General features: G+C 58.3%; 15 protein-coding genes. 8 read left to right on the top strand and 7 right to left on the bottom strand.

Going from position 1 to position 14,830, the window contains the following annotated elements; translation table 11 throughout:
* Window positions 1-89: 89 nt before the first annotated feature.
* Both ACVW0B_RS09715 and ACVW0B_RS09710 read right to left on the bottom strand, forming a co-directional pair.
* Window positions 90-2,228: a polyribonucleotide nucleotidyltransferase gene (locus tag ACVW0B_RS09715; RefSeq protein WP_457491564.1), complete on the bottom strand. Its 2,139-nt coding sequence runs from the start codon at window positions 2,226-2,228 to the stop codon at window positions 90-92.
* A gap of 59 nt (window positions 2,229-2,287) precedes the next feature.
* On the bottom strand, window positions 2,288-2,569 hold the full coding sequence (locus ACVW0B_RS09710) for a MoaD/ThiS family protein (RefSeq protein ID WP_457491563.1): 282 nt from the start codon (window positions 2,567-2,569) through the stop codon (window positions 2,288-2,290).
* A gap of 251 nt (window positions 2,570-2,820) precedes the next feature.
* Here ACVW0B_RS09710 and ACVW0B_RS09705 point away from each other — a divergent pair, with 251 nt between their 5' ends.
* Together ACVW0B_RS09705 and ACVW0B_RS09700 are read left to right on the top strand one after the other, a co-directional pair.
* Complete coding sequence (locus tag ACVW0B_RS09705; RefSeq protein ID WP_457491562.1) at window positions 2,821-3,753, top strand: arylamine N-acetyltransferase family protein; 933 nt, start codon at window positions 2,821-2,823, stop codon at window positions 3,751-3,753.
* Between the two features lie 71 nt (window positions 3,754-3,824).
* Window positions 3,825-5,465, top strand: a complete 1,641-nt coding sequence (locus tag ACVW0B_RS09700; protein ID WP_414349687.1) for a 2-isopropylmalate synthase — start codon at window positions 3,825-3,827, stop codon at window positions 5,463-5,465.
* A 130-nt stretch (window positions 5,466-5,595) separates the two neighbouring features.
* Here ACVW0B_RS09700 and ACVW0B_RS09695 read toward each other — a convergent pair whose 3' ends face one another.
* From ACVW0B_RS09695 to ACVW0B_RS09680, 4 genes are all read right to left on the bottom strand, one after another.
* Window positions 5,596-6,624 (bottom strand): ABC transporter ATP-binding protein, encoded by a 1,029-nt coding sequence (locus ACVW0B_RS09695; RefSeq protein WP_457491561.1) that lies wholly within the window; start codon window positions 6,622-6,624, stop codon window positions 5,596-5,598.
* A gap of 133 nt (window positions 6,625-6,757) precedes the next feature.
* Window positions 6,758-6,961, bottom strand: coding sequence for a phycobilisome linker polypeptide (locus ACVW0B_RS09690; RefSeq protein ID WP_011433055.1), 204 nt, complete (start codon window positions 6,959-6,961; stop codon window positions 6,758-6,760).
* Between the two features lie 166 nt (window positions 6,962-7,127).
* On the bottom strand, window positions 7,128-7,613 hold the full coding sequence (gene apcB, locus ACVW0B_RS09685) for an allophycocyanin subunit beta (protein WP_011433054.1): 486 nt from the start codon (window positions 7,611-7,613) through the stop codon (window positions 7,128-7,130).
* A gap of 63 nt (window positions 7,614-7,676) precedes the next feature.
* Window positions 7,677-8,162 carry a globin family protein gene (locus ACVW0B_RS09680; protein ID WP_414331342.1) on the bottom strand — a complete coding sequence of 162 codons (486 nt, stop codon included), beginning with the start codon at window positions 8,160-8,162 and terminating at the stop codon, window positions 7,677-7,679.
* A gap of 342 nt (window positions 8,163-8,504) precedes the next feature.
* On the opposite strand from ACVW0B_RS09680, the gene hslO reads away from it, so the two are divergent.
* Window positions 8,505-9,395, top strand: coding sequence for an Hsp33 family molecular chaperone HslO (gene hslO, locus ACVW0B_RS09675; protein ID WP_414406715.1), 891 nt, complete (start codon window positions 8,505-8,507; stop codon window positions 9,393-9,395).
* 47 nt (window positions 9,396-9,442) lie between these two features.
* Window positions 9,443-10,447 carry a glycosyltransferase family 2 protein gene (locus ACVW0B_RS09670; protein ID WP_414349686.1) on the top strand — a complete coding sequence of 335 codons (1,005 nt, stop codon included), beginning with the start codon at window positions 9,443-9,445 and terminating at the stop codon, window positions 10,445-10,447.
* Here the strand turns inward: ACVW0B_RS09670 and ACVW0B_RS09665 are convergent.
* On the bottom strand, window positions 10,439-11,521 hold the full coding sequence (locus tag ACVW0B_RS09665) for a YcjF family protein (protein ID WP_457491560.1): 1,083 nt from the start codon (window positions 11,519-11,521) through the stop codon (window positions 10,439-10,441). The two genes, ACVW0B_RS09670 and ACVW0B_RS09665, sit on opposite strands and share 9 nt — an antisense overlap.
* Before the next feature lie 467 nt (window positions 11,522-11,988).
* On the opposite strand from ACVW0B_RS09665, the gene dpsA reads away from it, so the two are divergent.
* From dpsA to ACVW0B_RS09645, 4 genes are all read left to right on the top strand, one after another.
* Window positions 11,989-12,540 carry a DNA starvation/stress protection protein DpsA gene (gene dpsA / locus ACVW0B_RS09660; protein WP_457491559.1) on the top strand — a complete coding sequence of 184 codons (552 nt, stop codon included), beginning with the start codon at window positions 11,989-11,991 and terminating at the stop codon, window positions 12,538-12,540.
* Between the two features lie 126 nt (window positions 12,541-12,666).
* Window positions 12,667-12,945: an Asr1405/Asl0597 family protein gene (locus ACVW0B_RS09655; RefSeq protein WP_414424268.1), complete on the top strand. Its 279-nt coding sequence runs from the start codon at window positions 12,667-12,669 to the stop codon at window positions 12,943-12,945.
* Window positions 12,929-13,579: a (2Fe-2S) ferredoxin domain-containing protein gene (locus tag ACVW0B_RS09650; protein ID WP_457491558.1), complete on the top strand. Its 651-nt coding sequence runs from the start codon at window positions 12,929-12,931 to the stop codon at window positions 13,577-13,579. Before ACVW0B_RS09655 ends, ACVW0B_RS09650 begins: the two co-directional genes overlap by 17 nt.
* A gap of 174 nt (window positions 13,580-13,753) precedes the next feature.
* Window positions 13,754-14,728: a Gfo/Idh/MocA family protein gene (locus ACVW0B_RS09645; RefSeq protein ID WP_011433046.1), complete on the top strand. Its 975-nt coding sequence runs from the start codon at window positions 13,754-13,756 to the stop codon at window positions 14,726-14,728.
* Window positions 14,729-14,830: the final 102 nt, after the last annotated feature.

The following is a 14,830-nucleotide window of genomic DNA, read 5'->3' as shown; positions in this document are numbered from 1 at the left end:
GCGATGGAGTTTTCTCTGCCATTTTGGCCGCTGCCGGCGGCTGTCGAGGGGATCCCTGGCCCCCCCGTTGCTGGGGGAAAACCGCAGCCTCAGTGGTGATGGTTGCGCACCCGCGCTGCTTCCTCAGGGCTAATGCCGAGGCGAGTGAGGTTGATGCGGCCTTTGTGATCGATGCTGCGCACCTTGACCACCACCTCATCTTCCACAGCCACCTCGTCTTCCACCCTGCCGACGCGGTACTCCGCCAGTTGCGAAATGTGGATCATGCCCTCTTTGCCGGGCAAAAACTCCACAAAAGCGCCGATGGGGATGATGCGGGTCACCTTGCCCAAATACACCTGCCCCTCTTCCACCCGCCGCACCAGATTTTCGATCATCGCCCGCGCCGCCTCCGCCTGGCCGCCCACCGAGGAAGACACGGTGATTGTGCCGTCGTCGCTGATGTCCACCTTGGCCCCTGTCGCTTCGGTGATGCCGCGCACGGTCTTGCCACCGGGGCCGATGATCTTGCCGATGTCCTCCGGATCCACCTTGAACGTGAGCAGACGAGGAGCCGTTTTGGCCAACTGGGGTCGAGGCGCAGCAATCGTCTCCAGCATCTTGTCGAGGATGAACTCGCGTCCGGCCTTGGCTTGCCGGATGGCCTGTTCCACCACGTCAACGGTGATGCCGGTGATTTTCATGTCCATTTGCAGAGCGGTGATCCCCGCCCGCGTACCGGCCACCTTGAAGTCCATGTCGCCCAGAAAGTCCTCGATCCCCTGGATGTCGGTGAGGATGCGCACCTCGTCCCCCTCCTTGATAAGACCCATGGCCACCCCGCTGACCGGCGCTTTGATCGGCACCCCGGCATCCATCAGAGAAAGGGTAGAGCCACAGACGGATCCCATCGAGGTGGAACCATTGGAGGAGAGCACTTCCGAGACCACCCTCACCACATAGGGAAACTCCTCTTCCTTGGGCAGCACCGGCACCAAGGCCCGCTCCGCCAGCGCCCCATGACCGATCTCCCGCCGCCCCGGGGAGCGTGAAGGCCGCGTTTCTCCCACTGAAAAGCCCGGAAAATTGTAGTGGTGCATGTAGCGCTTCTCATCCACCGGGTGCAAGTCGTCCAGCTCCTGGGCATCGCCGGGGGTGCCGAGGGTAGTGATGGAAAGGACTTGGGTGAGGCCGCGATTGAACAAGGCACTGCCGTGCACCCTTGGGATCAAACCCACCCGGCAAGAGACCGGTCGCACCTCGTCCAGCTTGCGTCCATCCACCCGCACCCCCTCTTGCAGGATCTGCTGGCGCATCAGCTTCTTGAGCAGAGCCTTGAACTGGTTGTCCAACTCTTTGGGGTTTTCCAGAAGATAGAGCCGCAAGGGATCCCCCTCTGGCCGTTCCTGGATTTGGGCCTCCAGCTTGGCCTTGAGCTCCTCCAGTTGCTGTTCCCGGCTGGTCTTGTCCAAAAACTGCCTGAGAATGGAGCGAATGCCCTCCTGAGCCTGCTCTTCTACAAAGGCAATCAGCTCCTCGTTTTTGGGGGGAGGGGGCAGCTCTACCGGGGTGATGTTGAGATCCGCCAGGACTTGCTGTTGGGCTTTGAGCAGCTCCTGAATGGCCTCGAAACCAAACTCGATGGCCTCCACCACGTCCTTTTCCGGCAGTTGGTTGGCCCCGGCTTCCACCATGATCACGCCATCGGCACAGCCGGCCACCACCAGATCCAGATCGCCCACCTCAATTTCGGCATAAGTGGGGTTGAGGATAAATTCATCCTTGACCAAGCCCACCCGCACCGCCGCCACCGGGCCATTGAAGGGGATGCGAGCGCCGTGAATGGCCAACGAGGCTCCCAAAATACACAACACATCGGGCGGCACCGTATCGTCCACCGAGAGGGTGGTGGCCACCACCTGCACATCATCCCGCAGCCATTCCGGGAACAACGGACGAATGGGTCGGTCTATTAAGCGAGAGATCAAAGTGGCCCGTTCCGGTGGCCGGCCTTCTCGCCGCAGATATCCCCCTGGGATCCGCCCCGCTGCGTAGAGGCGCTCTTCGTAATCCACCAACAGGGGCATAAAATCAACGCCAGGCCGGCCTGGCTGCCGTGTGGCGGTAACCAAAATCGAGGTTTCGCCCGAAGTCAGCCAAACCCCACACCCTGCCTGGGGGGCCATCAGCCCAATATTGATGTCAATTTCCCGCCCATAAAAGGAAATCGACCGAGTGTATTCTGCCATGTAACGCTTCGCCTTCTTTTTTTCTTGCCGCTATCGTAGCATTCTCCTTCTGTGCCTTTTCAGCCCCCGCTGACCGGAGGGATCAGGACGACTTCGTCTCCCGCCGATAGGGGAGTGTCGGCAGCTACAAAATTGAGGTTGAGACCGAAGCGCGTTTGGGAGCGCCAAGGAGACAAGCTGGGGTAGCGCTGGATCAGTTGATCGCACAGTTGCCCGACGGTGGTACCAGGGCTCACCTGCAGGCGCATCTCGGTTTGTCCGATCACTTCTTGATAGACGGCAAAGAGCTTCAGCGTGATGGGAAAAAGCTCATCGGAGGGCAAATTTTGGGCAGCAGCCATCGGTAGCGCTCCCACCTGCTTTGGACGGTCTTGTAAACCATCTTGGGCAAGCTTGGGCCTGGCCGTCCACCAGAATCCTCTGCCCATCTCCTACTCATCAGGGATCCCTACAGCCACAGAAAAATCGGCTCCGGGGAAAAGATGCCGTCTTTCAGATTCCAGTGAACTGTTCTTCTGGCTCTGGCCGGGGATCCGGGGCAAGGCTAGGGTAGGCCAAAAGCTTGCTTGGCAGCCAACCGGCTTCTGTGCTGATGCTAGAGCCACTGACCCCCTCCCAAATCAGGGCCTACTTGGATCGGATCGGCTACGTTGGCCCCACCCAGCCCACCCTGCAAGCCCTCCGCCAGATCCACCTAGCCCACCTGCTGCGGGTGCCGTTTGAAAATCTGGACATTCATCGGGGTCGTGCCATTCGCCTGGAGCGGGATTTCTTGTTCCAAAAAATCGTCCGAGAGCGGCGGGGCGGCTTTTGCTTTGAGCTGAACAGCCTGCTGGCCGCTGCCTTGCAGGGAATGGGGTTTTCGGTACACCTGCTCTCAGGACAGGTGAGCCGCGCCGTTCGCGCTACTCCGACGGAGTCCGATGTCCGCTTTGGACCTGAGTGCGACCACTTGGCTGTGCAGGTGAACATTGGCGATACAGCCTGGCTGGCAGATGTGGGGTATGGGGAGGCCTTTCGCGAGCCGCTGCGGCTGGGGGATCCCGGGATTCAAGCCCAGGCTGAAGGACGCTACCGCCTCACCCCTTGGCCAGGGGATCCCACTGCTTGCCGTTATTGGCTCATTCAGCAGGAACAGCCGGATCGCACCTGGAAAACTCTGTTTCTTCTGGATCGGATCCCACGCTCCCTGCAGGAGTTCGAGCCCATGTGCCACTTTCACCAAACTTCGCCAGAATCGATGTTTACCCGGCTGCGCCTTTGCACCCTGGCCACTCCGACCGGACGGGTCACCCTCACCGCCCGCGCCAATGGCTCTTTTAAGTGGATCGAGACCACCCCAGAAGGCCGCTGGGAACGCCCTCTCAGGGATGAGAAAGAGTATGAACAACTGCTCGCCTGCGCCTTCGGGATCTGCCTTCCCCCATCTCCTGCCGCCGCTGGGGATCCCAGGGGAAAGGTTGCAAGACCCAAGCCCAATGACGTCTCAACAGAGCCCACCCAAATCTTCCCCAAACAAGGCTAGAACCCCTGCCAGTTAATGTCCCAGTTAATGTCAGAATAATGAGGTAGTGTTTCGTTATCCCAGTAACCGTTATGGATGCTGCCGCGGTCGCCGGGTTTGATGGCCAAGCTTTGGATCATGTACTCATTTTCGACACCACCCTGCGAGACGGGGAGCAGTGCCCCGGCGCCACCCTCAACACCGAAGAGAAGCTGGCCATTGCCCGGCAGTTGGCCCGGCTGGGCGTCGATATCATCGAGGCGGGATTTGCCTATGCCAGCCCTGGTGACTTCGAGGCCGTGCAGAAGGTGGCCGAGCAGGTGGGAACCCCCGATGGCCCTGTGATTTGCAGCCTGGCCCGCGCCCTCAAGCCGGACATTGAGGCAGCCGCTGCAGCCCTAAAGCCCGCTGCCAAGCCCCGCATCCACACCTTCATCTCCACCTCCGACATTCACCTGAAGTATCAGTTGCGCAAAACCCGCGCTGAGGTGCTGCAAATTGCCGAAGAGATGGTGGCCTACGCCAAGTCCTTCGTGGAGGATGTGGAGTTTTCCATGATGGATGCCACCCGCTCTGACCCAGAGTTCCTATACCAGGTCATCGAGGCGGCCATTCGGGCAGGGGCCAAAACCATCAACATCCCCGATACCGTCGGCTACGTCATGCCGGAGGAGTTCGGCCAACTGATCAAGGGCATCCGCGAGAACGTGCCCAACATCAAGCAAGCGATCCTTTCTGTGCACGGCCACGACGATCTGGGCGTCTCGGTGGCCAACTTCTTGGAAGCGATTAAGCAGGGCGCCCGTCAGGTGGAAGTGACGGTCAACGGCATTGGTGAGCGGGCCGGCAACACAGCCCTGGAAGAGTTGGTGATGGCCCTGCATGTGCGGCGCAGCTACTTCAACCCCTACTTCGGCCTGCCGGTGGACTCCGAGAAGCCCCTCACCCACATCAAAACTCAGGAGATCTATCGCACCTCGCGCCTCGTCTCCAACCTCACTGGCATGTTGGTGCAGCCCAACAAGGCTATCGTCGGCTCCAACGCCTTTGCCCACGAATCTGGCATCCACCAGGACGGCATGTTGAAGAACCGCCAGACCTATGAGATCATGGATGCCCAGACCATCGGCCTGCAATCGAGCACCTTGGTGTTGGGCAAGCACTCGGGCCGCAACGCCTTTCGCACCCGCCTCAAAGAACTGGGGTTCGAGCTGTCGGAGCAGGATCTGAACAAGGCCTTCTTGCGCTTCAAAGAGCTGGCTGACAAGAAAAAAGAAATCTCCGACCTGGATCTGGAAGCGATTGTTAACGACGAAACTCGCCCGGTGCCCGAACTCTACCGCCTGGAGCATGTCCAAGTGGTGTGTGGCAATCGAGAGGCTCCCACTGCCACGGTGCGGCTGGTAACCCCGGAAGGAGAAGAGCGGGTGGACGCTGCTGTGGGCACAGGCCCGGTGGATGCGGTGTACAAGGCCATCAACCGCATCGTCAATATCCCCAACAAGCTGATCGAGTTTTCCGTCCAATCGGTTACCGCTGGCATCGACGCCATTGGGGAAGTCACCATCCGCCTGCGCCACGAAGACCGCATCTTTTCCGGCCATGCCGCCAACACCGACATCATCGTCGCTTCGGCCCAAGCCTACATGAATGCCCTCAACAAGCTCTACTCTGCGCTGCACGCGGCACGCTCGACGGCTGACCAGCGCGAGGCTGCTGCCCAGAAGATCTGAGGGAAGGGTTAGGGAATCCCAGTCGTTTCCAACAAAGCTGGGATCCTTCGCTGCTGACCCTCACCCCCAGCCCCTCTCCTCTTGGGGAAGAAGGGAGCCCACGCTCAACCTAACCCTGTTGCAAATGACCCTATGGGCTGGCCGAAGGGATCCCATCCGCAAACACCCGCCCGATCACTTCCTCGATGGGCGGGTCGGTTACCGTTAGATCCAGCACATCCAGCTCTGCCAAGAGCTTGGCCACCGTTTGGGTGAGCTGCTCCCGCTGCACCCACAGCCGCGCCTCACAGCTGCCCGGATCCCCGTCCGTGCGCACCTCTCCATAGAGCTGCAGTTGGGCAACAGGGCAAGGGCGAGCCAATTTCAACCTCACCTCTCGGTAGGGGGCAAAGCGCTCCAGCAATGCCTCGAGGTCGCCATCGTACATGAGCTGCCCCGCGTTGATGACCAGCACCCGTTGGCACAGCGCAGTAATATCGGCCATGTAATGGCTGGTCAACAGCACCGTTGCTCCATAGCGGCGGTTGTAATCCCGCAGAAATTGCCGCACGCCGGCCTGGGCGTTGACATCCAACCCCAAGGTGGGCTCGTCCAAAAACAAGATCTGCGGGCGGTGCAACAGAGCCGCCAACAGCTCCGCCTTCATCCGCTCCCCCAAGGAAAGCTTGCGCACTGGTTGCTTCAGCTTGCTTTCTAGGTCGAGCAGCTCCGCCAGCTCCCCCACCCGCTCCCGAAACTCCTTCTCAGGGATCTCGTAAACGGCAGCGTTGATGCGCAAAGAGTCCATTGCCGGCAGATCCCAAATGAGCTGCTGCTTCTGCCCCATCACCAGGGTGATCTGCCGCAAAAACGCCGGCTCCCGGCGGTAAGGCACATGACCCACCACTTGCACCGTGCCGCCGGACGGATAGATTAAACCGGTCAACATCTTGAGGGTAGTGGTCTTGCCCGCCCCGTTGGGCCCCAAAAATCCCACCATCTCCCCCGGCTGAACTTGAAAGCTCACGGACTGCACCGCCGGGATGTAGCGATAGGTGCGACGAAAAAAGTGGCGCAGGGTGCCAACCACTCCGGGATCCTTGACGGCCACCGGGTAAACCTTGCTCAGGTTGTGGGCAGCGATGATTGGCTCCAACCGGGTCGGCACATCAGGCAACATCTACCCCCACCCCTACAAAACGGCCAGATCCGCTACCCCAACCCCAAGAACAGAGCTTCCAGAGCTGGGCATACCGGATCTGCAGAGGGCTATTTCTCAGTATCCGAGGGAAAGCAACGAACGAATAGGGGAACTACAGCAGTCCTACGTCCATCCCAGGCTTACCCGTGGCCAGCTCCACCTTCAGGATGCGGCCACCCGATTTCTGGATGCGCTGCTGTTCCCGAAACCAGTTCTCATAGGGCACCAGCTTGGTGAAGTAGGTATTTTGCAGCTCCCGCTGGGTGCGAATTCGGGTTTGGCTGGGCACACAGGCCGTGATCTTGAACATGCGCATGATATGGGATCCCCGCTCAACAACAAAATGGGCTATCTTGACCAGCAAAACAGGCGACTCACCCCAGAAAGCTCGCGTACTTCAGCTAGCACACCAGATCCCTGTGGCAAATCGCCCGCCGTGCTCGTTGAAGAATGCACCTCCCCTGAGGCAATGACGCCGGGAGTTAGCTCAGGCCAGAGCAGATGTAATCGAAGTACACCCCCATTTCCTTGCCGGCCTCAGCACCCACCAGAGCGGCAGTTACCTCTTTCATGGCTTGGATGGCCTGGATGGTTGCCCCAATGGGCACTCCCAGGGAATTGTAGGTCTCCTTGAGCCCGTTCAGCACCCGCTCGTCCAGAATGGAGGGATCCCCGGCCAGCATGGCGTAGGTGGCGTAGCGCAGGTAGTAGTCCATGTCGCGGATGCAGGCAGCATAGCGACGGGTGGTGTACATGTTGCCGCCAGGACGGGTGAGATCAGAGTACAGCAACGCCTTGGCAGCAGCATCCTTGACGATGGTGGAGGCATTGGCCGCGATGGTGGCAGCCGCCCGCACCCGCAGCTCGCCTGTGGCGAAGAAGGCTTTCAACTTCTCCATGGCCGAGCTGTCCAGATACTTGCCTTGAACATCGTAGCTGTTGATTACAGCAGTAATTGCGTCTTGCATGATGAGCTTCCTAAATCCAAATCGGTGAACAGCAAAAGGTTGTGCGGCAAAAACAATGAGGGATTAGCTCATTGCCCCCACCACAAAGTCGAAGTAGTAGCCGGCTTCAGCCGCATCGTCAGGAGAGAGCAGACCCATGGCCACCTGCTTCATTTGACGAATGCTCTCGGCCACCGCCGGAATGGGTGTGCCCAGGGAGTTGTACATCTCGCGGACACCCACCAGGCCGATCTCTTCGATTGGGGTGACATCGCCGGCAATGACACCATAGGTGATCAGGCGCAGGTAGTAGTCCATATCCCGCAGGCAAGTCGCCGTCATCTCTTCCCCGTAGGCATTGCCCCCCGGAGAGACAATGTCAGGGCGCTTCTGGAAGAGTTGGTCGGCAGCTTGTTTGACGATGCGCTCACGAGACTCGGTTAAGACTTGAGCAATGCGCAACCGCTTCTCACCCGAGGCAACAAAGGACTTGATCCGATCCAGTTCCCCCGGGCTGAGGTAGCGGGCCTCCGCGTCCGCGTTCACAATCGATTTCGTAACAACACTCATGGATATCCATCCTCAAGTCGATTTTTTAAAGAGTATGACGAGCATACCCGCAAGCTATTTTCCGATATGCTTGCCGTCTGCCATCTCAGATCTTCACACTTCTTAAAATCTCTCCCAGAAAAGGGACAGTCCCATTCCCGCCCCGACAGGGCAGTTCCCTCCCCAAAGTCCGGCAAGAGAGGGGCTACAATCTCACTTAGACTCACTTAGAATGAAGGCTGAGTTGCCAGGGGATCCCTGCAGGCTTGGTTTAAGACATGCGTTGAGGTTGCGATGACGGATGCCTCTGGGTCAGAACGATTGAAGCGAGCGAAAGGTATTTCTGAGGGTACGCCCTCATCTCTGCCGGATCACCTCATCCGGGCCACGGCGGCAGAAGGCAAAATTCGGGTGGTGGGCTTGGTGGCCACCCAGGCGGTACAAGAGGCAAGGGAGCGGCACAAGCTCTCCTATGTCGCGACGGTGGCTCTGGGGCGGGCCATGAGCGCAGCCCTGTTGCTGGCGGCCAACTTGAAGCGACGCCAGGCGCGGATTAACCTGCAACTGAAAGGAAATGGCCCCTTGGGCAACATCTGGGTAGATGCCGGCTTGGATGGCACGGTACGCGGGTATGTGAGCAACCCCGCCATTGAGCTTCCTCTCACTGCCGAGAGCAAGTTGGATGTGGGCCAAGCCGTTGGGCGCTATGGCTACCTCCATGTGCTGCGGGATCTGGGGTATGGCCAGCCTTACACCAGCGCGGTGGAGCTGGTTTCGGGAGAGGTGGGAGACGACATCACCTACTACCTCTCCTCCTCAGAGCAGATTCCCTCGGCAGTCCTTCTGGGAGTAAATCTCGACTCACAGCGGGTACGCGCCGCCGGCGGAGTGTTGTTGCAACTGATGCCAGGGGCGCCGGCCAGTCTGATTCCGGAGATGGAAGCCCGTTTGGCCAAAGTGGAAGAGTTTAGCCCGATGTTGGCTTGCGGCGGCGGCTTGCGGGAGCTGTTGCAAATCTGCCTGGGCGACTTGGATCTGAAAATTGCGCCGGAAATGCGCACCATCCGCTTCTACTGCAAGTGCAATTCCGACCGAGTGAAGGGGGCCCTGCGCATGCTGGGGCGGGACGAGTTGCTCGATATGATCCACACCGACAAGGGGGCAGAAGCGGTTTGCCAATTCTGCAACGAGGTCTACCGCATCTCGGAAGACGAGCTGCGCTCGATTGTGGCGGAGATGTCGGCCACCCCCTGATGGCACAATGATGGCCAACTACGGGATCCCGATTCTGACACCTCTCGATGTTGTCTGAGCCCCCGGTTGAGTTGGTTGAATTATCGGTTGTTGTCCCCTGCAAAAATGAGGCGGACAACCTGGAACACCTGTTCGAACGCCTGCAACTTACCTTGGAGCCGCTGGGGATCCCCTACGAGATTATCTGCGTCAACGATGGCAGCCAAGACAACACGCTGGAAAAGCTCATTGCCTTCCATCGTCGGGATCCCCGTATCAAAGTGGTGAACCTTTCCCGTTGCTATGGCAAGGAGATCGCCCTTACTGCCGGCCTCGATCACGCCTCTGGTCGAGCTGTTGTTCCCATCGATGCCGACTTGCAAGATCCGCCGGAGCTGATCCCGGAGATGCTGCAGCAGTGGCGGCAGGGCTATCAGGTGGTTTATGCGGTGCGCCGCAGCCGCCGCGGGGAGAGCTGGCTAAAACGCTTTACAGCCAACGGCTTCTATTGGTTGATTGATCAACTCAGCCAGGTGCGGATCCCGCGCAATACGGGGGATTTTCGACTGCTGGATCGGCAGGTGGTGGAGGCAGTTAAACAGCTGCGAGAGCGCACCCGCTTTATGAAAGGGATCTTTGCCTGGGTGGGCTACCGGCAAACGGCCATTTTTTACGATCGCGCCCCCCGCTTTCGCGGCAAAACCCAGTGGAACTACTGGCGGCTGTGGAACCTAGCCATAGAAGGCATCACCTCTTTTAGCTCTTGGCCGTTGCGGGTGTGGAGCTACATAGGGTTGGCGATCTCGGTTCCAGCCTTTTTGTATGGCCTTTTTCTCATCATCCGCACCTTGCTCTTTGGCTCCGATGTACCTGGCTATGCCTCTTTAGCGGTGATGATCTTGTTTTTGGGCGGGATCCAGCTGATCAGCTTGGGCGTGATTGGCGAGTATTTAGGCCGCGTTTTTGAAGAAGTGAAAGGCCGCCCCCTCTACCTGGTCGATGGCACCTTTGGGTTTGAGACCCCACGACCTTCCCCTGCCCTAGATTCAGTACCTACGCAAAAGCTAGGATGAAAAGTCATCTTTCAGAGTTTTGGATCCCGAGGCAACATAACTTTGGTACTCGCGTATAAAGATATCTTTCATCTCTTCTGGAGATAGCTGGATCCCTTGGATTTTGGCGCGGGCGATGGCCTTCATCAGCTCGATATAGGCCAGGCCCAGAGAGAGAGTGAGGGTGGCTGCCGTAGTGGATTGGATAGCGCTGCCTACAATCCCCGGGCCGGGAATCATCTTCAGCAAGTTGGACACAATCGTTCGCCCGATTGCTGTTGTAATTGTAGTGCCTGCCAAAGCGGCTATCAAAGAGTAGTAAAAAGAAGGGGAAGCCTCGAAGCCAAAAATAAAGCTGATATTGGCAATCATGCCTGCTTGGGCTGTAACCAACAGAGGGGCATCTGCAAAGGGAAGGGGCACTGCCCCGATAAACGCTGCACTGGCCACATAGCCTGATACGTACTTAAAGGCAGCCTCGGCTTTGAGATCCACCCGCAGCAATTGCTGGCGGATAAAGGCAAGGCGAGCCACTTCCGGCAAAAGCTCTAGCGTGCAGCCAATTAGGTGCTCCAGCCCGTGGGCAGGAATGGTAATTTGCCGGTTAATCGCCTTGTTGCGGGCCAAAACGGGAACAATGTAGCGGACAGGCAAATTTTGATGCTGCAAATACCGGAAAAACTCGCTCTCTTCAGGATTGGGATATTCCAAGCATTGGGTTAAGACCAAGATGACGGGAACGTCTTTGAGTTCCAACTCCTTTAGCCATTTGCGTTCAACTTCCTCCAACCGCTTCAGTTCGTGGTGGAGGCAGTACCAAACAACATGGATGTGATGTTCAGGATCCTTAAAGCGCAGCTCCTCGATAAGCTGGGAAACCTCCAGGCGAACTTGCTGATTCTGTTCACCGTCTAGTTCCATGCCAGGTGTATCGTAGATGGTGATTGGGCAACCTGGCTTGGAATACTGACGAATGTGGCGGGTGACGGGGCTGCCAACACCGGTACGGGCCAGCTCATCTCTAAACACTGCATTGACCAAGGTGCTCTTGCCCACCCCGTTTTTGCCAATGACCAGGATGTTGCAGTGGCCCAACTCTGTCTGCGCCTCTGGGAGGTCCTTCTGTAGTATCTGAGACACCGAATTCCAGAAAGACTTAAAGGCTTCTGGCTTCTCGAGAGATTCAGAAGCTTCTGGGATGCCTCGGGCACGGTCAACAATTTGGCGGGTTAGGTCAGTCAGTTTCTCTAAGAAGGATGGGCTTTTCTGAGACATGCTTCTTGCTTCTTCCCCTAAGGCCGATAGCCCCACAAAGGTAGTTCAGGGCGGATCCTACTGCCAAGTTTCTTCCGATACCGGAGACTGACCTAGCCAAGGGCCAATCTGTCTGCGCCCTGATCCCACTCCAAAGGGATCTGCAACAACGGGCTTATTGAGAGTTATTCACAAGAGCCATTTTCTGCACTATGCTAGACTTGGAGGCAAATACCCAGGGATCCCAGGCCCGTTGTGGCGGGCGCTCTAGGATTCACAGCTCCTTTTAACTTGTGCTGGAGAATTTTATGTCCGAAACTTCAACCCTGCGCCAGTCTTTCAACAGCGTGCGCGACAATTCTGTCTTGCTTGGCACTGAGATAACCCAGCCGGTTTGCGAGGGGATGAACGCCCTGCTGGCCAGCTTCCAGGGGCTGTACTTGCAGTACCAGAAGCATCACTTTGTGGTAGAAGGCACTGAGTTCTATCCGCTGCACCAACTCTTCAAAGATCACTACGAGCAGGCGAGGGAGCATGTCCACGACCTGGGAGAACGCCTAGAAGGGCTGGGAGGTGTGCCGGTAGCCAGCTTTGCCACCTTGGCCCAGCTTTGCTGCTTTACCCCTGAGCCGGATGGAGCTTTTGGGGCGCGGCAAATGTTGATGAACGACCTGGCGGCAGAGCAGGCCATCATCGATCTGCTGCGGCGGCAGGCAGCCCAGGCGGAGAGCCTTGGGGATCGGGCCACTCGCTACCTCTACGAGCAGATCCTGTTGAAGACAGAGGATCGCGCCTTCCATCTCCATCACTTCCTGGCCAACGACAGCCTGGTGTTCGGCTTGATGAACGGCAGAGCCTAGCCAGAAGGTCCACAGGTGGGCTTGAGCCTGCCTGGTTTCCGACCTCTGGCTTTTTTTTGGAAGGCTATTGAGAATTTGTTTCATCTCTTCACTATTCTTCTTTACTCTGAGGTGCTGATCCCGGCCATGAACCCCGTCTTTCTGGACTCTGAGCGCGGCTATCTCTTGAACATTCCTCTGGGCGAGCGCTGGCGCATCGGTCGGCGGTTAGTGGAATTGGGGATCCCGGCAGTTTGTACGGGAGATGGTCGTCTGCGGGTGGAGGTGAGTACTCCGTTGGCTGTTCTACAGGTGCGCAGCGTGATCCGTCAGCACACAGCGCGGCGACAGGAGTTATTGGATGGCCTAGAGGTTTGTTGGCAGCTCAACACAGAGGCTGGGGGTCAAGATGAGCAAGTTCCCTAAGCAAGGAATCCCGTTTGAGTCGGAGGGCCAGTTTTTGGGATTTCTTCCCGATAAGGATGGCAAGCTCAAGTACCTGCGTTGGCAGGCTGGGGCTGACATTTTTTCCGGCAAGATCCCCAAGTCTCTGCGCTCTGCCCTCTACCGCACCCTCAAACCTGGAGACACCGTGCAGATCTGTGGGGAGCGGGAGGTGGATCCGCACAAAGGGCGAGAGAAGTGGGTGCTTTACCGGGTGGTTCCCCTCGGAGAGAGGGCGGGGGGTATGTCTTCGGCTTCTGGGGCTGAGGCAGCTTCCGAACCGGTTGCTCCAAACATCACAGATATCAAAGGAGATATCAAAGGTACAGACATCAAAGGTAAGGTGCTGGTCTGCCAGAAATCCGACTGTTATCGGCGTGGGGCCGGAGCGGTGATGCAAGCCCTGAACGCCCACTTGGCCGCCTACTCTGGTTCGATTTGCGTGCAGGGGGTGGGCTGCATGAAAGATTGCAAACGGGGCCCCCATGTGGTGTTTATGCCCGACAAGGCTCGTTATAGCGGCGTTTCCCCCCAGGGGATCCCGGCTTTGTTGGAGCGGCATTTTCCGCTTTCCTCGCCGCAACCCCAAGAGGTTGAAGCAGCAGCTTCTTCCTAACGCCCATGGGATCCCCACCGGCGAACAGCTCTGTGAGGTAGGCACAAAATCAAAGGGTGCAGCAGGAGTTTTCCGGCAAACCTAGGCGGAGCGAGATCCGGATTGCCGGGTGGTACAAAGGATCCCTCCTGTGTGATGCTACAGACAGAGGCAGGCTAGGGGAGGGAACAAACCTTGCGGGTGGGGATCATCGGCACCGGCTACGCAGCTCGCTCACGGGCCGAGGCCTTGCGCAAAGATGGGCAAGTGCAGATTGTCGCTGTTGCCGGTCGAGCTCCCGACCGGAGCGATGCTTTTGCCGCCGAGTTGGGGGCCGTCGCCTATTCGGACTGGTCTTCTCTGTTGGGCGAGCAGCGGCTGGATCTGGTTTTTGTCAGCACCATCAATCGGGATCATGCCGCCATTGCCCGTGCTGCTCTGGAGGCAGGGATCCACACCGTCGTGGAATATCCCCTCGCCTTGAGCGCTGCCGAAGCACGTTCTTTGGTGCAATTGGCAGCCGAGCGGCAAGTGCTGCTGCACGTCGAACACATCGAGCTAATTAGCGGCGTTCACCGGTTGCTGAAACAAGAGCTGGAAGGGTTGGGCAAGCTGTTTGCCGTTCGCTACATCACTCTCACCGCCACCCACCCCGCTCCCGATCGCTGGACCTATCGGCCTGAGTTGTTTGGCTTCCCCCTCATGGGGGCCGTTTCTCGCATCCACCGCTTGGTGGACTTGTTGGGCAGGGTAGAACGGGTGAGCTGCCAACTGCGCTACGACGGGCCGGATCTGCCCCACCGCTACAGCAGTTGCTACTGCACAGCCCAGCTGAGTTTTGCCAGTGGGTTGCTGGCGGTGTTGACCTATGGCAAGGGGGATTCCCTGTGGTGCTCGCAGCGGCTACTGGAGTTCCACGGTCAACGGGGGGGCCTATTGATCAACGGCGAAGAGGCAACGTTGCTGCGGCCCGGCAGCGCCCACCCTCTAGAGACGGGATCCCGCCACGGCCTGTTCGAGCAAGACACCCGCATGGTGCTGGATCACCTGCGCCACGGCAGACCCCTCTATATCCATACTGAAAACATGCTCCACGCCCTGGCGGTGGCCGAGGCAGCCGAGCGATCTGCCCAAACCCAGCAGGTGGTTTGCGTTCAGGATTGGCCCTAAGGGAAGTCCCTGATACATTTACGCTGAACACTGCTGAACATCACTGTTCAACTATGCAGCGATAGCATTCTGTTTGTTTCCATTCGCGTTAGCGGGACGGAG

This window comes from Thermostichus sp. MS-CIW-23, assembly GCF_054059455.1.
The sequence above is the reverse complement of the archived record's forward strand: the minus strand, read 5'-3'. Positions and strand labels throughout refer to the sequence as shown.

Excerpts from the sequence above, each read along its gene's own strand:
- ACVW0B_RS09715 (WP_457491564.1), bottom strand. The coding sequence starts at position 2,228 with ATGGCAGAATACACTCGGTCGATTTCCTTTTATGGGCGGGAAATTGAC.
- ACVW0B_RS09710 (WP_457491563.1), bottom strand. The coding sequence starts at position 2,569 with ATGGCTGCTGCCCAAAATTTGCCCTCCGATGAGCTTTTTCCCATCACG.
- ACVW0B_RS09705 (WP_457491562.1), top strand. The coding sequence starts at position 2,821 with ATGCTAGAGCCACTGACCCCCTCCCAAATCAGGGCCTACTTGGATCGG.
- ACVW0B_RS09700 (WP_414349687.1), top strand. The coding sequence starts at position 3,825 with ATGGATGCTGCCGCGGTCGCCGGGTTTGATGGCCAAGCTTTGGATCAT.
- ACVW0B_RS09695 (WP_457491561.1), bottom strand. The coding sequence starts at position 6,624 with ATGTTGCCTGATGTGCCGACCCGGTTGGAGCCAATCATCGCTGCCCAC.
- ACVW0B_RS09690 (WP_011433055.1), bottom strand. The coding sequence starts at position 6,961 with ATGCGCATGTTCAAGATCACGGCCTGTGTGCCCAGCCAAACCCGAATT.
- apcB (WP_011433054.1), bottom strand. The coding sequence starts at position 7,613 with ATGCAAGACGCAATTACTGCTGTAATCAACAGCTACGATGTTCAAGGC.
- ACVW0B_RS09680 (WP_414331342.1), bottom strand. The coding sequence starts at position 8,162 with ATGAGTGTTGTTACGAAATCGATTGTGAACGCGGACGCGGAGGCCCGC.
- ACVW0B_RS09670 (WP_414349686.1), top strand. The coding sequence starts at position 9,443 with ATGTTGTCTGAGCCCCCGGTTGAGTTGGTTGAATTATCGGTTGTTGTC.
- dpsA (WP_457491559.1), top strand. The coding sequence starts at position 11,989 with ATGTCCGAAACTTCAACCCTGCGCCAGTCTTTCAACAGCGTGCGCGAC.
- ACVW0B_RS09655 (WP_414424268.1), top strand. The coding sequence starts at position 12,667 with ATGAACCCCGTCTTTCTGGACTCTGAGCGCGGCTATCTCTTGAACATT.
- ACVW0B_RS09650 (WP_457491558.1), top strand. The coding sequence starts at position 12,929 with ATGAGCAAGTTCCCTAAGCAAGGAATCCCGTTTGAGTCGGAGGGCCAG.